The 21260-nt window shown below is 48.4% G+C and carries 17 protein-coding genes; all 17 read left to right on the top strand.

Going from position 1 to position 21260, the window contains the following annotated elements; genetic code table 11:
* Nucleotides 1–42 precede the first annotated feature (42 nt).
* The 17 genes from AC3RCI_RS20775 (at nucleotide 43) to ftsZ (ending at nucleotide 21224) form a co-directional block, all read left to right on the top strand.
* Complete coding sequence (locus tag AC3RCI_RS20775) at nucleotides 43–1308, top strand: adenosylhomocysteinase (protein WP_095289956.1); 1266 nt, start codon at nucleotides 43–45, stop codon at nucleotides 1306–1308.
* 273 nt (nucleotides 1309–1581) lie between these two features.
* Nucleotides 1582–2019 carry a division/cell wall cluster transcriptional repressor MraZ gene (mraZ, locus tag AC3RCI_RS20770; RefSeq protein WP_017687291.1) on the top strand — a complete coding sequence of 146 codons (438 nt, stop codon included), beginning with the start codon at nucleotides 1582–1584 and terminating at the stop codon, nucleotides 2017–2019.
* Nucleotides 2020–2037: 18 nt separating this feature from the next.
* Nucleotides 2038–2988, top strand: a complete 951-nt coding sequence (gene rsmH, locus AC3RCI_RS20765; RefSeq protein ID WP_095289960.1) for a 16S rRNA (cytosine(1402)-N(4))-methyltransferase RsmH — start codon at nucleotides 2038–2040, stop codon at nucleotides 2986–2988.
* A 27-nt stretch (nucleotides 2989–3015) separates the two neighbouring features.
* Nucleotides 3016–3444 (top strand): hypothetical protein, encoded by a 429-nt coding sequence (locus AC3RCI_RS20760; RefSeq protein ID WP_154895146.1) that lies wholly within the window; start codon nucleotides 3016–3018, stop codon nucleotides 3442–3444.
* 12 nt (nucleotides 3445–3456) lie between these two features.
* Nucleotides 3457–5769, top strand: a complete 2313-nt coding sequence (locus AC3RCI_RS20755) for a penicillin-binding transpeptidase domain-containing protein (RefSeq protein ID WP_492526187.1) — start codon at nucleotides 3457–3459, stop codon at nucleotides 5767–5769.
* Nucleotides 5770–5863: 94 nt separating this feature from the next.
* Nucleotides 5864–7828: a stage V sporulation protein D gene (locus AC3RCI_RS20750; protein WP_154895149.1), complete on the top strand. Its 1965-nt coding sequence runs from the start codon at nucleotides 5864–5866 to the stop codon at nucleotides 7826–7828.
* Nucleotides 7829–7953: 125 nt separating this feature from the next.
* The gene (locus tag AC3RCI_RS20745; RefSeq protein ID WP_336780569.1) at nucleotides 7954–9441 is read left to right on the top strand and encodes a UDP-N-acetylmuramoyl-L-alanyl-D-glutamate--2,6-diaminopimelate ligase; all 1488 of its coding nucleotides are present in this window, start codon (nucleotides 7954–7956) and stop codon (nucleotides 9439–9441) included.
* Nucleotides 9441–10847, top strand: coding sequence for a UDP-N-acetylmuramoyl-tripeptide--D-alanyl-D-alanine ligase (locus AC3RCI_RS20740; protein WP_492529965.1), 1407 nt, complete (start codon nucleotides 9441–9443; stop codon nucleotides 10845–10847). The genes AC3RCI_RS20745 and AC3RCI_RS20740 overlap by 1 nt, the downstream gene beginning before the upstream one ends.
* Nucleotides 10848–10868: 21 nt before the next feature.
* Nucleotides 10869–11837 (top strand): phospho-N-acetylmuramoyl-pentapeptide-transferase, encoded by a 969-nt coding sequence (gene mraY, locus AC3RCI_RS20735; protein ID WP_095289967.1) that lies wholly within the window; start codon nucleotides 10869–10871, stop codon nucleotides 11835–11837.
* Nucleotides 11838–11840: 3 nt separating this feature from the next.
* Nucleotides 11841–13262 (top strand): UDP-N-acetylmuramoyl-L-alanine--D-glutamate ligase, encoded by a 1422-nt coding sequence (gene murD, locus AC3RCI_RS20730; RefSeq protein WP_492471464.1) that lies wholly within the window; start codon nucleotides 11841–11843, stop codon nucleotides 13260–13262.
* A gap of 48 nt (nucleotides 13263–13310) precedes the next feature.
* Complete coding sequence (gene spoVE / locus AC3RCI_RS20725; RefSeq protein WP_127537782.1) at nucleotides 13311–14408, top strand: stage V sporulation protein E; 1098 nt, start codon at nucleotides 13311–13313, stop codon at nucleotides 14406–14408.
* A 7-nt stretch (nucleotides 14409–14415) separates the two neighbouring features.
* On the top strand, nucleotides 14416–15525 hold the full coding sequence (gene murG / locus AC3RCI_RS20720) for an undecaprenyldiphospho-muramoylpentapeptide beta-N-acetylglucosaminyltransferase (RefSeq protein ID WP_095289972.1): 1110 nt from the start codon (nucleotides 14416–14418) through the stop codon (nucleotides 15523–15525).
* Nucleotides 15526–15862: 337 nt separating this feature from the next.
* Nucleotides 15863–16249, top strand: a complete 387-nt coding sequence (locus tag AC3RCI_RS20715) for a hypothetical protein (protein ID WP_492471466.1) — start codon at nucleotides 15863–15865, stop codon at nucleotides 16247–16249.
* A 17-nt stretch (nucleotides 16250–16266) separates the two neighbouring features.
* Nucleotides 16267–17550, top strand: a complete 1284-nt coding sequence (gene murA, locus AC3RCI_RS20710) for a UDP-N-acetylglucosamine 1-carboxyvinyltransferase (protein ID WP_336780573.1) — start codon at nucleotides 16267–16269, stop codon at nucleotides 17548–17550.
* A 66-nt stretch (nucleotides 17551–17616) separates the two neighbouring features.
* Entirely contained in the window at nucleotides 17617–18384 is a 768-nt protein-coding gene (locus tag AC3RCI_RS20705) for a cell division protein FtsQ/DivIB (RefSeq protein WP_492526185.1), read from the top strand.
* A 295-nt stretch (nucleotides 18385–18679) separates the two neighbouring features.
* A complete protein-coding gene (ftsA, locus tag AC3RCI_RS20700; protein ID WP_492526183.1) occupies nucleotides 18680–19963 on the top strand; it encodes a cell division protein FtsA in 1284 nt (427 codons plus the stop codon).
* A gap of 148 nt (nucleotides 19964–20111) precedes the next feature.
* Nucleotides 20112–21224, top strand: a complete 1113-nt coding sequence (ftsZ, locus tag AC3RCI_RS20695) for a cell division protein FtsZ (RefSeq protein ID WP_095359452.1) — start codon at nucleotides 20112–20114, stop codon at nucleotides 21222–21224.
* Nucleotides 21225–21260: the final 36 nt, after the last annotated feature.

The following is a 21260-nucleotide window of genomic DNA, read 5'->3' as shown; positions in this document are numbered from 1 at the left end:
CCTTTATAATAGAAGAAACACAGATAAACGAGGAGGATGGGCATGACTACACCTGCACTGCAAAACAGTATTGTTAAAGATATGGGACTCGCCTCAGAAGGACACTTGAAAATTGACTGGGTTGAAGCACATATGCCTGTATTGAACCGCATTCGTCGCCAATTTGAGCAGGATCTTCCTTTCAAAGGATTAAAGGTTGCCATTTGCCTTCACCTTGAAGCCAAAACAGCTTACCTGGCAAAAGTCATTCAGGCTGGCGGCGCAGAAGTGACCATTACACACAGTAACCCGCTGTCAACTCAGGATGATGTATGTGCGGCTCTTGTAGAAGATGGTGTTACAGTGTATGCCAAATACAATCCGGGGCCAGAAGAGTTCAAGCAGCTCCAGCTTCGTGCATTGGAAGTTAAACCCGACCTGATTATTGATGACGGCGGCGACTTTGCAACCATTATCGCTTCCGAACGCCCTGACCTTGCGGCTACGATTCGTGGAGGCGCAGAGGAAACGACAACAGGTATTATCCGTCTGAAAGCTTTGGCGAAAGAAGGACAACTGCAATTCCCGATGGTTGCGGTTAATGACGCTTATTGCAAATACCTGTTCGACAACCGTTATGGCACAGGCCAATCTGCCTTTGATGGCATTATCCGTACAACCAACCTGGTGGTAGCTGGAAAAAATGTGGTTGTAGCAGGATACGGCTGGTGTGGTAAAGGTGTGGCGATGCGTGCCAAAGGTCTGGGCGCCAATGTCATTGTAACTGAAATCGATCCAATTAAAGCGGTTGAAGCGCATATGGACGGTTTCCGAGTCATGACGATGGTGGAAGCAGCCAAATTGGGCGATTTCTTCATCGCTGTTACCGGCAATAAAGACGTGATCACAGGGGAACATTATGATGTGATGAAAGACGGAGCAATTTTGAGCAATGCAGGGCATTTCGATGTGGAAGTGAATAAACCTGAGCTTGCCAAACGTTCAGAGTCCATCCGCACTGTGCGTCGCAATATTGAAGAGTATCGTTTCAAAGATGGACGTAAAATGTACCTTCTTGCAGAAGGCCGTCTCGTGAATCTGGGTGCAGCTGATGGTCACCCTGCTGAGATTATGGACACGACGTTTGCATTGCAGGCTTTGGGATTGCGTTATGTTAGCGAGAATTACGCTGCATTGGGTAAAACTGTTGTTAACGTACCTTATGAAATTGACCAGCAAGTTGCCAGCTACAAACTGGAAAGCCTGAATATCTCTATTGATTCGTTGTCAGCAGAACAGGAGAAATATTTGGATAGCTGGAAGTTTTAAGGAAACCCAATAATTACAAGCTGATGAACTGATTCAAAGGGTTTAGAATAGTGTATTGATGATATGGCTCATTAGCGATTGTAAGTAGAATAACCGGTACCGGGGAAACGCCTTTGATCCTGAGCAAGAGGATCAAAGGCGTTTTTCTTATGAAGCAAATTGAAAAAAATGAAGCAAGCAAGAAGGGTTTTGATTTTTTAGTGCGAATCTATTATGCTTAGGTGGTGGAAAGTGGGGCAAAGTGGGAGAAACGGGTGAGGAGTGAGTGGGCCAATGTTTATGGGGGAGTTCCAACATAGCATTGATGACAAAGGTCGGGTTATTATTCCGGCCAAATTCCGCGAATCTCTGGGACCGTCTTTCGTTGTCACACGGGGTTTGGACCAATGTCTTTTCGTGTACCCTATGGAGGAGTGGGGGGTCATGGAACAGAAGCTCAAAGCACTGCCCTTGATGAAGTCGGATGCACGTGCGTTTACCCGGTTTTTTTTCTCGGGTGCTACCGAATGTGAATTGGACAAACAGGGTAGGGTAAATTTACCGGGCAATTTACGGGAATATGCCAAATTGGACAAGGATTGTGTTGTTCTTGGCGTGTCGAACCGGGTGGAGATCTGGAGCAAAGGCATATGGGAGAGTTATTTCAATCAATCCGAGGAAGCATTCAACGACATTGCCGAAAAGCTAGTCGATTTTAATTTTGATCTATAAAGTCAGGAGGGGTGCAGGTTGTTTCACCACATAACCGTACTCAAAGAAGAGGCAACAGAGGGATTAAACATCAAGCAGGACGGTATATACGTGGACTGCACTTTAGGTGGAGGAGGACATAGTTCCGTCATTGCTTCCAAGCTCGGTCCAGGGGGAAGGCTTATCGCACTGGATCAGGATGATTGGGCATTGGATAATGCACGCGAGAAGCTTGCTTCCTATGGAGATCGCATCACGCTTGTAAAAACGAATTTCCGTGATCTGGAGCAGGTTCTGAAAGAACTGGATGTCCCAATGAAGGACGGCGTGCCACAGGTGGATGGCATTTTGTACGATTTGGGTGTGTCATCACCTCAATTCGATGAAGGAGAACGTGGATTTAGTTACAATCACGATGCTCCGCTGGACATGAGGATGGATCAGGATGCATTTCTGACAGCCAAAGAGATTGTCAACGAATGGCCTGAAGAGGAGATTGCCCGAATTTTATATCGTTATGGTGAAGAAAAGTTTTCAAGAAGAATTGCCCGCGTCATTGTGGAAAAACGAAGCCAGGCTGTTATCGAGACCACAGGAGAGCTAGTGGAATTGATTAAGGAAGGCATCCCGGCTGCTGCTCGCCGTACAGGTGGACATCCGGCGAAGCGCAGTTTTCAGGCTTTGCGGATTGCAGTGAATGATGAGCTGGGTGCGTTTGAGGAAGCATTGCATCAGGCGGTTCGGTGTCTTGCACCAGGTGGACGTGTATCTGTTATTACCTTTCACTCGCTTGAGGATCGGATTTGCAAGCAAATATTCAGCAGTTATCTGGAGAAGTGTACGTGCCCGCCTGACTTTCCGTTATGCGTGTGCGGCGGTAAAGGTGTACTGCGTTTAGTCAACAGAAAACCGCTGATTCCGACGGATACGGAACTGGCCGAGAACTCCCGTGCACGTTCAGCTAAACTGCGCGTAGCCGAGAAACTGTAAACCAAGAGCGAAGGAGAGAGTCTTTGTATGGCATATACACGTGGTAACCTTGCAGTGAAAGAAAAAGCAACCCAAGAACGTGTGACGCAGCAGCGGTACAAGGAAACCACCAAAGTGGTCACTCGTCGTACGGGTCTTCCTGCACGAGAGAAATTCTTGTACCTGATGACATTGATCGTCTGTATCGTTATCGGTGGTGCACTGATGTGGCGTTATGCTCATATCTATGATCTGAACAAGCAGGCTCAATCAACGTTGTCCGAGACAAGAGAAGCGGAGAAAACCATCGCAGACCTGCAGGTTGAAAAGGAAAGACTAAACAATTTGGTTATTGAAAATGCCCGCAAACTTGGCTATGTAGAAGCGTCCGGCAAAGACGTTATAATCGTGCCTCGTTCAACAGGTGTAACGAGCTCACAGGATACAGAGTCGTCTTCGGATACAGCAAGTAAGTAAAGAGGTGTACCGATGGTAAAAAGAATAAAGATGCGCACGCTGCTTATAGGGGGATGTATTACCCTCTTTTTTCTTGTACTGATAACCCGAATCTTTTTTATACAAGTGGTAAACAGCAGTACCTGGCAAGGATATGCATCCGAGCTGGTTGAACGTGAGCAGACGATTAAGGCAAGCCGGGGGTCTATTACGGATCGGAACGGCAACATTCTGGCAACAGATGCGCCGGCATATACGGTATCGGTCAATCCCGAGATGATCAATGAGCTTGGGATTGAAGATGTTGTCACGACAAAACTGTCTGCAATACTTGGCAAGAATGAAAGTGAAATGCGTGCTTTGGTGACTGCCAAAGATAAAAAAGGGGAATTTTACAAACAGCGTGAGGTGCGAAGTGAGGGTTACAAAATCAGCCCGGAATTGGCAGCTAAAGTAACTGCGCTGAGGGAAGAACTGAAGGAAGAGTACAAGGCTCAGAACGCTATCGTAATGGCACAGGAATCGAAGCGCTTTTATCCGGAAGAAACCCTTGCTTCGCATCTTCTGGGTTACATGAGTCGTGACGGTAAAGCTGTAAACGGGCTTGAAGTTTCGTATGATGAAGAACTGACGGGCACTGATGGTTACCTGAACTACCAAAAGGATGCCAAAGGCATCAAGCTTCCAGATTCTCAGGACAACTATCTTCCACCTCAAAACGGAAATAACCTGAAGCTGACGATTGATGATACCATTCAATTTTACATTGAAGATGCCATTAAGGAAGCAGTTGCTCAGTATAATCCGCTCAGTATGACCGTCATTGCAGCAGATCCAAACACGATGGAAATATTGGGCATGGCGAACTGGCCGAATTTTAATCCCAATACGTACTGGGAAACCCCGGACCAAAAAGATTTCATTAACCATGCGACACAGTCCATCTACGAACCAGGCTCAACATTTAAGATTGTTACATTGGCTGGTGCTGTAGAAGAGAAGCTGTTTGATCCAAACGCGACGTTTGAGTCCAAACGGATCAACATTGGGGGATTTTCGATTAGTGATAATGGCCACGCTTATGGTCAGATTTCCTATCTCGAAGGCGTCAAACGTTCAAGTAACGTTGCCTTTGTTAATCTCGGTTACAACATGCTTGGCGGCGAACGTCTGCGTCATTACATAGACGAATTCGGATTCGGCCAAAAAACGGGGATTGATCTGCCGAGCGAGTCTGCTTCACCGATCAAACCATTGGTTTATAAGTCCGAAATTGCAACAGCAGCCTATGGTCACGGTTTGGTTCAAGTAACCCCGATTCAGCAGGTGGCTGCCATCTCAGCCATTGCCAACGGCGGGAAACTGATGGTTCCACATCTGGTGAAGGAAATCATCAATCCAAATGACGGAACAACTGAAGTGACCAAACCAAAAGAGGTTCGTCAGGTCATCTCCAAGGAATCTGCAAAACTGGTAAGTGGCTATTTGGAACAGGTTGTAGCAGACCAGCAGATCGGTACTGGGCGTAACGCCTATATAGAAGGATACCGGGTGGCCGGTAAAACGGGTACAGCAAGAAAATGGGTGAACGGGGAATATAGTAAAACCAAAGACGTCGTTTCGTTTATCGGATTTGCTCCTGTAAACAATCCAAAAATTGCGATGCTGGTCGTCATTGACCAACCGAGTGGAACCAACATTGGTGGTGGGGCTGCAGCTGCTCCTGTATTCAAAAAGATTGTCAGTCAAACTCTGCAATATATGGGTGTTCCGAAAGATACAACAAAGACCTCGGACAAAAAGGCAGCTACCATCGTTCAGACGAAGACTCCTGACTTGACTGGGAAAACAGCCAAACAGGCTAGAAGCCACCTTCTGAACGCAGGAATTGCTTACGAGACCCTAGGGAAGGGCGAGAGTGTTATTCGTCAGTACCCTGCGGCAGGCGAATTTATGAACCCAGGTCAGAGAATCTATCTGCTTACGGAAGACAGCAGCAGTATGAAAGTTCCTGATCTCACAGGCGAATCGCTTCGGGATGCCATGGAAGTTCTTTCACTCATGAAAGTGGGAGTGATTGTCAAGGGTGAGGGTTATGTCGTGAGTCAAAAGGAGCAGGTCTCCGGGGAACAGCGGACCATACAGCTCACATTGCAGACTGCCAAGGCCGCAGTAACCGGCATAGCGGATGAAGATCCTGAGTCTTCAGATGCTGCATTGGAGGAAGAGGGGACAGCAGAAGAGTCCAGCAAGACAGAAGAAACGGGGAACTCGGATGGAACCGAGGCTCCAACCAATGAGACGGACTCGTCTTCTGGTGCCGCGATTGATCCGGTCCTCCCATAACCATTGAATTTATAGCTTGTTCTAACCCCCGGTTGTCCCGAATATTCATGAATGAACGAGGTCATGATTTTGGGACGAGTGGGGGGATCTTTTCGTGAAGGGTTCAAGTGTAAATTTACGGCGCAGGCTGTTATGGAGTTTGCTCATTTTGGTATTGTTATTTTCGGCCCTGGTGATCAGGCTTGCTTATGTACAACTCGGGAAAGGCCCGGAATTGTCTGCGAAAGCGGAGGAGTCCTGGCGGCGGAACATTCCATACTCAGCCAAACGGGGAGAGATCCTGGATCGCAATGGTACCTCTCTTGCCTATAATGTAACTACACCGACGATTATGGCGATTCCGGCTCAAGTGAAGGAAGCGGAAACTACAGCGAAGGCACTAGCCCCTTTACTTGGAATGACTGAAGAGAAAGTGCTGGCAACCATCAAGAAAAGAGAACTGATTGTACGACTACAACCCGGCGGCCGCAAAATTACGATGGAGAAAGCTCAGCGCATTCGTGATTTGAAGCTTCCGGGTATCGTTGTTGCAGAGGATAATAAACGATTCTATCCTTATGATGATCTGGCCGCTCACATTCTTGGTTTTACGGGGATTGATAACCAGGGATTGACTGGGGTGGAAAAAAGGTATGATGAGAAGTTGACCGGTTTAAATGGCAGTGTGTCCTACTTGTCCGATGCGGCCGGAAGGCTTATGCCGGGCTCATCTGAGAAGTATGTGGAACCAAGAGATGGTCTTAACCTGGAGCTGACGATCGACAAATCGATCCAATCCATTATGGAAAGGGAACTGGATCAGGCCATGGTCAAATTCCAGGCAAACTCCGCTCTGGCTATCGCCATGAACCCGAAGACGGGTGAAGTCCTCGGCATGGCCAGCAGACCAGGGTATGAACCAGCGGATTACCAGCAGTATCCGTCTGAAATCTATAACCGGAATTTACCGATATGGATGACATACGAACCGGGTTCAACTTTTAAAATCATTACTTTGGCGGCAGCATTGGAAGAGAAGAAGGTGAATCTGCAGCAGGATCAGTTCTTTGATCCAGGATATGTTGAGGTTGGAGGTGCCCGGCTGCGCTGCTGGAAAAAAGGCGGCCATGGGAGTCAAACCTTCCTGCAAGTCGTGGAAAACTCCTGCAATCCCGGGTTTGTCGCTCTAGGTCAAAAGCTAGGTAAAGAGTCGTTGTTTTCTTACATCAAAGACTTTGGATTTGGGACCAAAACAGGTATTGATCTGAGCGGCGAGGCAAGTGGTATCTTGTTCAAGCTGTCCCGTGTGGGTCCTGTGGAGCTTGCGACAACAGCCTTTGGGCAAGGCGTTTCGGTTACACCTATTCAGCAAGTGGCGGCCGTCTCGGCTGCCATCAATGGAGGCAAGCTCTACAAACCTTATGTAACCAAAGCGTGGGTTCATCCCGAAACGGGTGAAGTGATGGAAGAAGTCAAGCCGGAACTTGTGCGGCAGGTCATTTCGGAAGACACATCCAAGCAGGTTCGTGAGGCTTTGGAAAGTGTTGTTGCAAAAGGCACAGGAAGACCGGCCTTCATCGACGGATATCGGGTAGGAGGCAAAACAGGTACAGCCCAGAAGGTTATTAACGGACGTTATTCCTCTACCGAGCATATTGTATCCTTTATTGGCTTTGCTCCGGCAGATGATCCACAGATCGTAGTGTACACGGCTGTCGATAATCCAAAAGGGATTCAGTTCGGGGGTGTCGTTGCAGCTCCGATTGTACAGAATATTCTTGAAGACTCGCTGCACTATATGAATGTTCCTGTGCGCAAGGATCAGGTTGCAAAAGAATACAAGTATGGCGAAACCAAAATTGTTACGGTTCCCGATCTCACAGGTGCAACGGTAGAAGATCTGTATGAAGATCTCAACATGAACTTTATGCTGGCAAAGTCCGGCAGCGGGAAGTACGTAATTAACCAGGCTCCGAAGCCAGGAGCAAGGGTGGAGCAGGGCTCTACCATACGAATCTATATGAGTGATGTGCTGAAAGAAGCACACGATCATACAGGGGAAGCAGGACAGGAGCCTTAACCGGCTCCAAGTCCTAGCGCAACAAAATTCAAAAAGTTGCGTTTCATTAAATGGCTATATGGACGATATTAATAAAAAGTAAATGCCTTGAGCAGAAGTAAACTTGGAGAAGTGAGGTTATTCATGTGCTTTTAAAACAATTTGCATCGAAGCTGACAACTGCACGCCTGATTGGCGAGCCTAATACAGAGTGCCAAAACTTACAGACAGATTCCCGCCAGGTTCAACCGGGAGATCTGTTTATCTGTCTTCCGGGGCATACGGTAGATGGACATGATTATGCGGAAAAAGCAGTGAATGCCGGAGCGGTAGCACTGGTCGTGGAACGACAACTGGAACTACCTGTACCGCAGCTGCTGGTCAAAGACAGTCGTTTTGCAATGGCAGTCCTTGCAGACTCTTTCTTTGACTCACCAAGCCATAAGATGAATATGATTGGTGTAACGGGAACGAACGGAAAGACAACCACCACCTATCTGATTGAAAAGATCATGAGTGATCATGGACAGAAGACAGGTTTGATTGGTACCATTCAAATGCGTTACGACGGGCGGACCTATCCAATGTCGGGAACTACACCAGAAGCACTCGATCTGCAGCGCAGTCTGTATGATATGGTTCAAGCGGGGACGGACTGCTGCGTAATGGAGGTCTCCTCACATGCGCTGGAGCAGGGACGTGTAAAAGGAACCAATTTCCGTACTGCGGTATTCACCAACTTGACTCAAGATCATCTGGACTATCATAATTCCATGGAAGAGTACCGCGCAGCAAAAGGCCTGTTCTTTGCAAGACTTGGCAACGAGTTTGCAGAAGACGTCTCCCGTCGCAAATTTGCGGTCATTAACGCTGACGATCCATCGGCCAATTATTTCAAATCAGTGACTGCAGCTGAAGTCATTACATATGGCATGGAAGATAATGCTGATGTACGGGCATCCAACATCTCGATTACATCGCAGGGCACGTCTTTCCATGTGGAGACATTCGCAGGCAGTACAGACATTAACTTGCGCATGGTAGGGAAATTCAACGTATATAACGCCATGGCAGCTATCTCTGCTGCACTTGTTGAAGGAGTACCCTTGGAAGAGATTAAACGCAGTCTTGAGACGGTTCCTGGTGTGGATGGACGTGTTGAAGCCGTAGACGAAGGTCAGTCATTTGCAGTTATTGTGGACTACGCTCATACACCAGACGGCTTGGAAAACGTATTGCGAACGGTAAAAGAGTTTGCTGAAGGGCGAGTCATCTGTGTATTTGGATGTGGGGGAGACCGGGATCGGACCAAACGTCCATTAATGGGGAAAATTGCAGCGAAGTATAGTGACATTGTTTTTGTAACTTCTGACAATCCACGCACAGAGGATCCGGATCTGATTCTCAAAGATATTGAAGTAGGTCTGGTAGAAGAAGGCGTACCATCTGATCGTTATCTCATGGTCGTAGATCGTCGTCAGGCAATACATGAAGCTATTGAAATGGCAAGCCCAGCCGATGTAGTATTGATTGCGGGCAAGGGTCATGAGACCTATCAAATTATCGGAACAACCAAAACGGATTTCGATGATCGGATCATAGCCAAAGAGGCGATAAGGGGCAAATCCAATTGATAAAAAGAACATTAGCGCAATTGGCCGAAATGTGCGGAGGAACACTAAACGACTACACTGCTTACGGTGACATCCGCGTTGAAGGTGTATTTACGGATTCACGCAAGCCAGTAGAAGGCAGTTTGTTTATCCCGCTTGTCGGTGAGAGATTTGACGGACACGAATTTGTGCAAGCTTGTTTAGAAAAGGGAGCCGCAGGGGCGTTATGGCAGAATGACCATGGTTTTCCCCCGCAGGGAGGAGCAGTCATCGTCGTTGAAGACACGCTGGCAGCCCTGCAGGGGCTTGCATCTACTTATCTGGCAGAGAGCCAAACTTCCGTGGTGGGTATTACCGGCAGCAATGGCAAAACAACAACCAAGGACATTGTGGATGCCATTCTCTCTACCAAATTTAAGGTGCATAAGACGCAGGGAAACTTCAACAATCATATCGGACTCCCGCTTACGGTGCTAAGCATGGAACAAGATACCGAGATTGTGATTCTGGAAATGGGCATGAGCGGCCGCAGAGAAATTGAGGCGTTGTCTTTGATTGCTCAGCCGGATATCGCCATCATTACGAATATTGGTGAATCCCATCTGCTGCAGCTTGGCTCCAGGCTGGAGATTGCCAGAGCAAAAGCCGAAATTGCTGCAGGCATGAAACCAGGTGGCCTGTTAATTTATAACGGAGACGAGCCGTTGATTAAGCAGGTTCTGGCTGAAGCGGAAACGAAGCAGCCCGAGGGAATGAAACGATTTACATTTGGACTTCAGACAGACAATGATGATTACCCGACAGGACTCATGAATGCGCAGAACGGTGTTGTTTTCACGACAAAACAGTTGGGGGAACAAGCACTTACGCTTCCTCTGCTGGGTACACACAATGTCGTTAACTGTCTGGCTGCACTTGCAGTTGCACGTCACTTTGGTGTAACAGCCGAACAGATTGCTTCCGGGTTATCCAGCTTGAAACTGACGGGCATGCGTATTGAGGTTATTCAAGGAGTCAGCGGACTGACGATGCTTAATGATGCCTACAATGCAAGTCCAACGTCGATGAAAGCAGCTATTGATGTGTTGGATGGACTCAAAGGTTATCGCTCTCGAGTAGCCGTACTTGGAGACATGTTGGAACTTGGACCTCAGGAAGAGGAGCTTCACCGTGGTATCGGAGAGTATATTACGCCTGGGAAAATGGACATGGTGCTAACCTATGGACCGTTATCGGTGAATATAGCTGAGGGTGCAAAACTGCACATGCCGGCAGAAGCCGTACATGCATTTGAAAACAAGGAAGAGATGACCCGTTACCTGCTGGAAAAATTGCATCCCAGAGACGTCGTTTTGTTCAAGGCCTCCCGGGGCATGAAGCTGGAGGACGTGGTCGAATCACTAAAAATAGCATCATTACAGAATTGAGTAGACTAGAGGGGTGAACCCATGGATTTTCAGGTATTACTGTTAACAATCGGCGTTTCATTTATTTTGGCGGTGATTGCTGCACCGCTATTGATTCCATTACTTCGCCGAATGAAATTCGGACAGCAGGTTCGGGAAGACGGGCCGCAGAGCCATCTGAAAAAGAGCGGGACGCCGACGATGGGCGGGGTTGTGATCCTGCTTGCTTTTACATTAGCCTTTTTGAAATTTTCAGCAGTCAAAAATACGGATTTCTATGTGCTGCTCGTGGCTACGCTCGGTTTTGGCCTGATCGGCTTCCTGGATGACTATATCAAGATTGTATTCAAACGTTCTCTGGGACTGACCGCCAGACAAAAAATGTTGGGACAGCTGTTTTTCAGTGCCGTGATGTGTTTCCTGCTCATTCAAAATGGGCACAGCACAGCGATCTCGATCCCTGGAACATCCGTCTCCTTCGACTGGACGGGATGGTTCTATTATCCGTTTGTCGTGTTCATGATGCTTGCGATCACCAATGCCGTTAACTTTACGGATGGACTGGATGGCTTGCTGTCCGGAATCAGTGCTATTGCGTTTGGGGCGTTTGCAATTGTAGCGATGCAGGCGACGTCTATGCCGGCAGCGGTATGTGCAGCAGCCATGATTGGTGCTGTGCTTGGTTTTCTTGTATACAATGCGCATCCGGCCAAAGTGTTTATGGGAGACACGGGCTCACTAGGTATTGGTGGTGCCATTGGTGCCGTTGCCATTGTTACGAAGACGGAGCTTCTTTTTGTAATCATTGGTGGTGTGTTCGTCATCGAGATTCTATCCGTTATTATTCAAGTGGTATCATTCAAGACCCGGGGCAAGCGTGTATTCAAAATGAGTCCTATTCACCACCACTTTGAATTAAGCGGATGGTCGGAATGGCGGGTTGTTATTACTTTTTGGGCAGTTGGTGCTATTTTGGCTGCGCTCGGACTTTATCTCAACAAGGGGTTGTAAATCATGAACCATCCTGAATCATATCGCGGTCAACAGGTTGTTGTGCTCGGACTGGCAAAGAGTGGCGTGCAAGTTGCCAAGGTGCTGGACCGTGCGGGAGCGAAAGTCACAGTGAATGATAAAAAAGAGAGGGAACAGTGTCCCGAAGCATCCGAATTGGAGGCTTTGGGAATTTCTGTTGTATGCGGGGGCCATCCCGATGATCTGATTCATGAGGGTGTGAAGCTTGTGGTTAAAAACCCGGGCATCCCTTATCAGGCGCCACCAGTACAGCAGGCTCTTTCCCTTGGAATTGAGGTTGTAACGGAAGTGGAAGTGGCTTATCACCTCTGTGCAGCACCGATGATTGGGATTACAGGTTCCAACGGGAAAACAACGACAACCACATGGGTCGGCAACATGCTGGAGCATGCAGGCTTGAACCCGATTGTGGCCGGTAATATCGGTACACCACTCAGCGAGGCGGCAGAACAAGCTACGGCCGATAACTGGATGGTCGTTGAACTTAGTAGTTTCCAGCTTAAGGGAACTGTCCATTTCCGTCCACGGATTGCAAGTCTGCTTAATGTTACAGAAACGCATCTGGATTATCACGGGGATATGGATGACTATATCGCTTCCAAAGCTAAAATCTTTGCCAATCAGCTTGCGGATGACGTAGCCGTGCTGAACTGGGATGATCCCGTATGCCGGGAATTGGTTCCTTATATTAAAAGCAGGCTGCTTCCGTTCTCCATGACTGAGAAGCTGGAAGCGGGCGTATACGTCGATCCTCCTTACGTGGATGGAGAAGAGGATGATGTGAGACGCCAGGTGGTATATGCCGACGGTCAAGGAAACCATCACATCGTTATAGACGTTGAGAACATTGGAATACCAGGACAATTTAATGTTGGGAATGCGCTGGCTGCGGTAGCCATTGCAGTAGCGGCAGGTGCCGATCCCGCTGTGCTTGAGGAACCCCTGTCCGAATTCAAAGGGGTTGAACACCGTTTGGAGTATGTGCTGGAGCACAATGGCGCCAAGTACTACAACAATTCCAAGGCTACCAATTCGAAGGCAACCGTCATGGCGTTGAACTCCTTCAAGGATCCGGTCGTGCTGATCGCCGGAGGACTGGATCGGGGTTCAGACATGATGGAGCTGCTCCCCTTATTCCAGGAACGGGTAAAAGCGGTTGTGGCTCTCGGCGAAACACGTGAGAAAATCGCCAAGGTCGCGGAACTGGCGGGATTAAAGCAAATTAAGGTCGTCGATAATGAGGATGATGCTGCCCAGACGTTAACCGCTGCAGTACAGGAAGCGTCGCGGCTTGCAGCGCCTGGTGATATAGTCTTGCTCTCACCGGCGTGTGCAAGTTGGGACATGTTTGCTTCTTATGAGGAGCGGGGACGCATTTTTAAAGAGGCGGCGCATAACTTGTAAGTAGGGGGGTGGAAAAGCCCCTACTTCCATGCAAGGGGTGGCCTCCTGATGAAACAGACGCGACCGGCGCCGGATATCTGGCTCCTGATTTGTATTGTGGCATTGCTTGCCATCGGCATTATTATGGTCTATAGTGCGGGCTCGGTGCTTGCTTTTCATGACTATGGCGATTCATTTTATTTTGTCAAAAGACAGTTGTTATTTGCTGGACTCGGACTGGCTGCCATGTTTGTCACAGCCAATGTGGATTACCGGGTCTGGCGGAAATATGCTAAACCGATATTGATCGCCTGTTTTATTATGCTGATTGCGGTGTTAATTCCCGGGATCGGCGTGGTCCGCGGCGGAGCACGAAGCTGGCTTGGCATTGGATCGTTTGGTATTCAGCCCTCTGAATTCATGAAGCTGGGCATGATTTTGTTTTTGGCCCACTGGCTGAGCAAGGAACCGGGAAAAATTAAAACATTCACAACCGGATTGTTGCCCCCGCTTGGATTGATAGGTCTCGCCTTCGGCATTATTATGCTGCAGCCCGATTTGGGGACAGGCACGGTCATGATGGGTGCATCCATGCTGATCATTTTTACGGCAGGCGCGAGAATGAAACATTTGCTGCTGCTTGCCCTTGGCGGCGTTGCTGGGTTTGCTGCATTGATTGCGGCGGCTCCTTACCGGTTGAAACGAATAACGGCTTTTCTCGACCCATGGTCCGATCCGCTGGGTGCCGGCTATCAAATCATACAATCGTTATACGCAATCGGACCGGGTGGCCTGGCAGGTCTGGGCCTTGGGATGAGCCGGCAAAAATACAGCTATGTGCCCGAACCGCAAACGGATTTCATTTTTTCCATACTGGCTGAAGAGCTCGGGTTTATTGGCGGACTCATTGTACTTCTACTGTTTCTGGTACTGGTCTGGAGAGGTATGCGAGTTGCGATGACAGTACCGGATGCTTTTGGCAGTTTGCTGGGTGTAGGCATTATCGGCATGGTGGCTGTACAAGTCATTATCAATATCGGCGTAGTCATCGGGCTCATGCCCGTTACCGGAATAACCCTACCGCTGATCAGTTATGGCGGATCATCTCTGACCTTGATGCTGACAGCACTAGGGATACTGTTAAACTTATCACGTTATGCGAGGTGACTATGCGATGCGAGTCGTACTAAGCGGCGGCGGTACCGGTGGACATATCTATCCGGCCGTTGCCATAGCAAGACAATGTGAGGCGGAGAATCCGGACTCGACATTTTTATATATTGGAGGAACCCGTGGACTGGAGAGCAAGTTAGTGCCACAGGAGAACATTCCTTTTCAATCCATTGATATTACAGGGTTTCGACGGAAGTTGTCCGTGGACAATCTGAAGACCGTTATGCGTTTTATTCAGGGCGTCCGAAAATCGAAGAAAATGCTGAAGGAATTCAAACCTGATGTGGTGATCGGGACAGGCGGCTATGTATGTGGACCTGTGGTTTATGCAGCTGCCAAACTGGGGATTCCAAGTGTCATTCATGAACAAAATGCGATCCCCGGCTTAACCAACAAGTTCCTTACTCGTTATGTGGATACCGTTGCAGTTAGCTTCGAAGGTTCCGAGAAGGCTTTTTCGGGAGCGAAAAGAGTCGTGTATACGGGTAATCCGAGGGCAACCACGGTTGCCAAGGCCAGCCGTGATCGAGGATTTGCCACACTGGGCGTGCCCATGGACAGCCGGGTTGTGCTGGTTGTTGGAGGCAGCCGCGGGGCAAAGGCCATCAATAAAGCGATGGTGGACATGGCTCCCATGCTGGAGAAGCTGGACGATGTACACGTCGTTTATGTTACGGGTGAATCCTATTTTGACGAAACACGTGAAGCGATACGCAGTTCACTTGGAACGATGCCAAACCACTTGCATGTGCTTCCTTATGTGCATAATATGCCTGAGGTTCTCGCTTGTACCTCATTGATTGTGAATCGTGCAGGAGCGTCATTCCTGGCCGAAATTACATCGCTTGGCATTCCGTCCATTTTGATACCGTCACCTAACGTGACGAATAATCATCAGGAAGCGAATGCGCGTACACTGGAAGGTGGCGGAGCTTCAGTCACGATGCTGGAGAAGGATCTGTCGGGAAAAGCGTTATATGAGGCCATTGCCCGCATTATGAATGATGAAGCGGCCCGCAAACGCATGGCCGCTGCTTCTCGGGAACTTGGCAAGCCGGATGCAGCCGAGGTGCTGGTGAAGGAGATTCAAAGGCTTGCTGTACGCAGGTAAAGTGTGTTCTGGGCGATTGTCACACACAAGGCAGGACTGACATAAGATACCGTATAAATTGTGACAATCGTTCCAAGGCGCCGCATCACGGTTTTTGTCGTATAGCAGGGGATACTTCCATGGATGTTGAGCAGCATGATTTATGCGTAACGGCAGAAGCATTCCATACTATTAAAGGTGATTGTGGTTAGTACCAAAAGAAGTGGGCCCTGCGGGCAGAAGTTGTGTACATTCAACGCTGGTGCTTGTGGATCGGATGTGTCACGTATATTTCAATCCGCTGAGATTGTGCTGGAGACAGGCGAATGGGTACGTTACAGCAAGGAGGACAGGGAATTTGCGTATTGCCACTCTGTGCTGCATTAATGGAGAGGTGTTGTGCCAGAAGCTGTATATTCAGTTCGGCATAATGAGCGCAAAGTCGTTTCGGAAGGTGATTGTGCTTGCCCAAAATCATAGACGTTTTGCCACTTCATATGCGTACGCAGGCAGCGTATTCCGAAATCCGCCCAGTGACCGAGAGGCCCGGCTGTTTCAAACAGCAGAGCCAAAGGGTAAACACGGGAGGCCTACAGGTATCCATCTTGCATGCCAATTTGATTGTCAGTCCAGTCAAGCTACAGCAGAGGACGTTATCACCCTTATGCAGCAAATTCATAGCAACTATATCATCTCAAAACGGTATAACCTGGTACCGGAAGTCTTTCCAGTGGGTGAGCGGTAAACCCCGGAGGTGATACATTGGACAAATTGGTGATTGAAGGCGGGAAACCCCTCTCAGGATCCATACGCATCCATGGAGCAAAAAATGCCGCTTTACCAATCATGGCTGCAAGTTTGTTGGCAGATGGAGAAGTCACACTGCACAACGTTCCACACTTGCTGGACATTGAAGTAATGCTGTATATCCTGGAACGGCTTGGATGCACGTGTCGGCATGAACAGGGAACAGTGACGATTGATACATCGTCTATCCGGTCATATGATGTGCCTGAGGATCTGATGAAACAGATGCGCTCTTCCATTTTCTTGATGGGGCCATTGCTGGCTAAGTTTGGGCAAGTATCCGTATACCAGCCAGGTGGTTGTGCCATCGGAGAACGCAAGATTGATCTTCACCTCCGGGGCCTGGAAGCGCTCGGAGCATCAATTGAAGAGCTTGATCAACAGATTATCTGTAGGGGCCGTAAGCTGGTTGGAACGGATATTCATCTGGACTTCCCAAGTGTAGGTGCCACGGAAAATATCATGATGGCAGCCGTTACGGCTGAGGGCACAACAACGATATTCAATGCAGCCAGAGAACCTGAGATTCAGGACTTGCAGCATTTTCTCAACGCGATGGGTGCAAGTATAATTGGAGCCGGCACCGATACAATTACGATTAACGGTGTGGAGAAACTGAAGCCTTGTTCCTACGAGATCATACCTGATCGGATCGTGGCCGGTACCGTCATGATTGCAGCAGCAGCGACAAGAGGCAATGTTACCCTGACACACTGCAACCCGGCACACCTTACTTCCCTTATACATGTGTTGAAGCGCACTGGTGTTCAAATCACGGTCTGCAATGATATAATGACGGTGAGCTGTATGAGCCGTCCCAAATCCGTGGATCGCATTGTAACATCACCGTACCCTTCGTTTCCGACTGACCTTCAGTCGCAAATCATGGTCTTGCTCAGTTTGGCTGATGGGTTCAGTGTAATGAAGGAGACGGTATTTGAGGGACGCTTCAAGCACGTGGATGAACTTAACGTCATGGGTGCAGATATTTCGGTCGATCTGAATGCAGCCTTTATCCGTGGAGTCCCGCGTTTGTACGGAGCTACAGTTGAAGCAACCGACCTGCGTGCAGGTGCAGCTCTGGTTATTGCCGGCCTTGCTGCCCAGGGGAAAACGATTGTTGAGCAAGTGCATCATATTGACAGAGGGTACGACCGCATCGAGAAGTTGTTCCAGAGCCTTGGAGCTTCGGTTGAGCGACAGTCCCCCGTTTCGAAACAGCTGGATTTTGCCAATTAACGTCCTTTGAGTCCCCTTCTTCAGAATGCTGTGGGAGGGGGCCGAAGGCTTTGTGGAGCGCGACCTATGCCTAAAAGTCAAATTCCGGTTCTGAAGAAGAATCGGCCTAAAGGAAACACAAGCCGTAAACTTGTTCTTATTCTGTTACTTCTTTTTATTGTATTGCTTGCCGTGCTGTTCTTCCGCTCTTCCATGAGCCGGATTTCGAGCATTGAGATTACGGGTAATGTATACACGACAACTTCCAAACTGCTGGAGAAAAGTGGTTTGAAGGAAGGCGATCAGTTTTTTGGGACAAGCTCCGCTGAGGTCATCGAGCGTTTGAAGACGTTCAAAGCGGTAGCAAATGTGACAGTAGATAAACAGTTTCCGGGGATCGTTCATATCAAGGTTCAGGAGTATCCGACCGTTGCTTACGAACTGGGTGCGGATGGTACACTCCAGGCGATCCTGGCCAGTGGGACAAGCTTGAATGTTCCGGCCAATATTGGAGTTGCTGTGGAGAAGCCCATTCTGACTCAGTGGAAAGCAGACGATCCGCTCAAAGAACAATTGAGTGAGACGCTTGCCAAAATTCCAAACGAATTGACAACGGATATATCGGAGATTATTCCTAACCCTACGCCTTCGTTTCCGGATCAGATCCGGCTGTATACCAAATCACAGTTTGAAGTGATTACCACGATCTCCAAGCTGCCGGATAAGGTGGAGTACCTGAATCAGGTTATTGAGACGGAGCGGCCAGGGAAAATCACGATGCTTGAGGCAGACACGTACGTGCCTTTTATCGCGGATGACCCTGAAGATGGTGAAGAGCCAGGTGCAACGCCCTGATCCTCTTGCTAATCATGTATGGCAGTTAATGAAAAGTCCAAGCAGGGTCGGGGTTTGACCCTGTTTCATCCGTGAAAGTTGTTCTTTCTGAGACGGAGAAAAAATGATACACTTGAACTTATGGCACATAAGTTGTCTCCTTCTTTTTTCTTCAAGGTTTTATGTCTCGCAACCAGATCTTGGCACCCAAAAAAATTGTAGAAAAAAGAGGGAAAGCCTAACGTGTGTTGAATATGTTTTAAGAGTGTTTAAACCCGAACGTATTTTACTATTGGAGTCAGGAGGTGCCACAGACTTGAGCAACAATGACATCATTGTTAGTTTGGACATCGGTACATCCAAAATTCGCGCTATTATTGGGGAAATTAATAATGGAACCTTTAATATTATTGGAGTTGGATCTGCCGACTCGGAGGGAATTCGCAAAGGTGTAATCGTAGATATCGATCAAACGGTGCAGTCGATCCGCAATGCAGTGGATCATGCTGAACGTATGGTAGGTATTCAAATATCCGAAGTATATGTTGGAATCTCAGGAAATCATATCGGACTGATGAGCAGTCACGGCGTCGTGGCAGTGTCTAACGAGGATCGTGAAATCGGAGAAGAAGACATGGAACGGGTGTTGAAAGCAGCCGAGGTGATTGCGGTTCCGCCGGAACGGGAAATTATTGATGTTGTCGCCAAGCAGTACGTTGTAGACGGCTTGGAGGGCATACAGGATCCCCGGGGAATGATTGGAGTTCGACTGGAAGTTGAGGCAACAATCATAACGGGTGCAAAAACCGCGATACATAATCTTTTGCGCTGCGTGGAAAAAGCGGGTCTGAAGGTAAGCGATCTGGTGCTCATGTCACTTGGAGCAGGTCAGCTTGCTTTATCTAAGGACGAAAAAACGATGGGATCTGTTCTTGTTGATATTGGAGCAGGTGCAACAACCATCGCTGTCTTTGAAGAAGACAGTCTTGTTGCAACGTCAACCCTGCCGATCGGTGGAGAATTTGTTACCAACGATATTGCGTATGGACTGCGTACCTTAACTGATCAAGCCGAAAAGGTGAAGCTGAAATATGGCTGCGCATGGCTTGATGATGCTGCGGCTGACGTCATGTTCAAAGTCACGCGAATCGGTAGCAATGTGGACAAGGAATTCTCGCAGGAGGACCTTGCTGCGATTATCGAACCGCGTGTTCAGGAAATATTCCAGATGATTTCCCAAGAAGTGAAGCGCCTCGGTTACACGGAGCTTCCCGGAGGTTATATACTAACGGGAGGGACCGTCTCCATGCCAGGTGTTCTGCAAGTAGCTCAGCATGAGCTTGCTGCATCGGTACGAATTGCCGTTCCGGATTACATCGGTGTTCGCGACCCGGGCTACACAAGCGGTGTCGGTATATTGCACAGTGTAATTCGCAGTTTGCGCATTCGTCCATCGGTAAGCAGCAGTGGCGGTGGCAGCAACAATAATAATAACAACAAGAAACCGACCAACCGTGTTAAGCCGAGTGCGTCTCCGGAATCGGAGCAAAAACCGGGTTTGTTCGAACGGCTGAAAAATATGTTCAGCGAATTTATATAACAGGTTGAATCTATTTCATACTTCTAGAAGCCGTCTGAATGCGCTGGTATTAATATATACGCCTTCGTTCGTCGATATATGAAATTGATTCGGTTCAATCAAAAATTGGACGGGCCATCCATGCACATTGAGGGGGAGATGGAATAATATGTTGGAATTTGATTTCGAGATGGAGAGCTTGGCTCAAATAAAAGTCATCGGTGTAGGCGGCGGCGGAAGCAATGCAGTCAACCGTATGATCGAAAATGGTGTACAAGGTGTAGAATTTATAACGGTGAACACGGATGCTCAAGCATTGCATCTGGCGAAATCCGAACATAAATTGCAAATCGGTGATAAACTGACCCGTGGTCTTGGCGCAGGTGCCAACCCGGATGTAGGTAAAAAAGCAGCTGAAGAATCCCGCGACTTGATCATGAACACATTGAAAGGTGCGGACATGGTATTTGTAACTGCCGGTATGGGCGGTGGTACAGGTACAGGTGCAGCTCCGGTCATCGCTGAGATTGCCAAAGAGTGCGGTGCGCTTACCGTAGGTGTGGTTACACGTCCATTCACCTTCGAAGGACGCAAACGTTCCAGCCATGCAGAGCAAGGGATTGAAGCTCTCAAGGAAAAAGTGGATACGCTGATTGTCATTCCGAATGACCGCTTGCTTGAAATTGTAGATAAAAAGACGCCGATGCTTGAGGCGTTCCGTCAAGCAGATAACGTACTGCGTCAAGCGGTACAAGGTATCTCGGATCTGATTGCTGTACCGGGTCTGATCAACCTTGACTTTGCAGACGTAAAAACCATTATGACTGAACGTGGATCTGCTTTGATGGGAATCGGAGAAGCAACAGGTGAAAATCGTGCGGCTGAGGCTGCTCGCAAAGCGATTATGAGCCCATTGCTGGAAACATCCATCGAAGGTGCACGCGGGGTTATCATGAACATCACAGGAGGCATCAACCTGTCACTTTATGAAGTGAATGAAGCAGCCGAGATTGTTACGTCTGCATCCGATCCAGAAGTGAACATGATCTTCGGTGCCATCATTGATGAAAATCTGAAAGAAGAAATCAAGGTTACGGTTATTGCTACTGGTTTTGAAGACAAGCCTGTCTCACCACCACCAGGACGCAAACCGACACCAACGAGTGAGCCTGCTGAGAATCGCTCGCCTAATCTTCGTCCGTTCGGAAACCAGCCGAGCAGTGATCAGCTGGATATTCCGACATTTTTGCGCAATCGCTCACGCAATAACAATAACGACTAAGCAGCACTCATATTTAACTTCAAACCCGGTTCTCCT

Source organism: Paenibacillus sp. MT124, from assembly GCF_058792755.1.
This window is presented reverse-complemented; position numbering and strand designations above follow the sequence as displayed.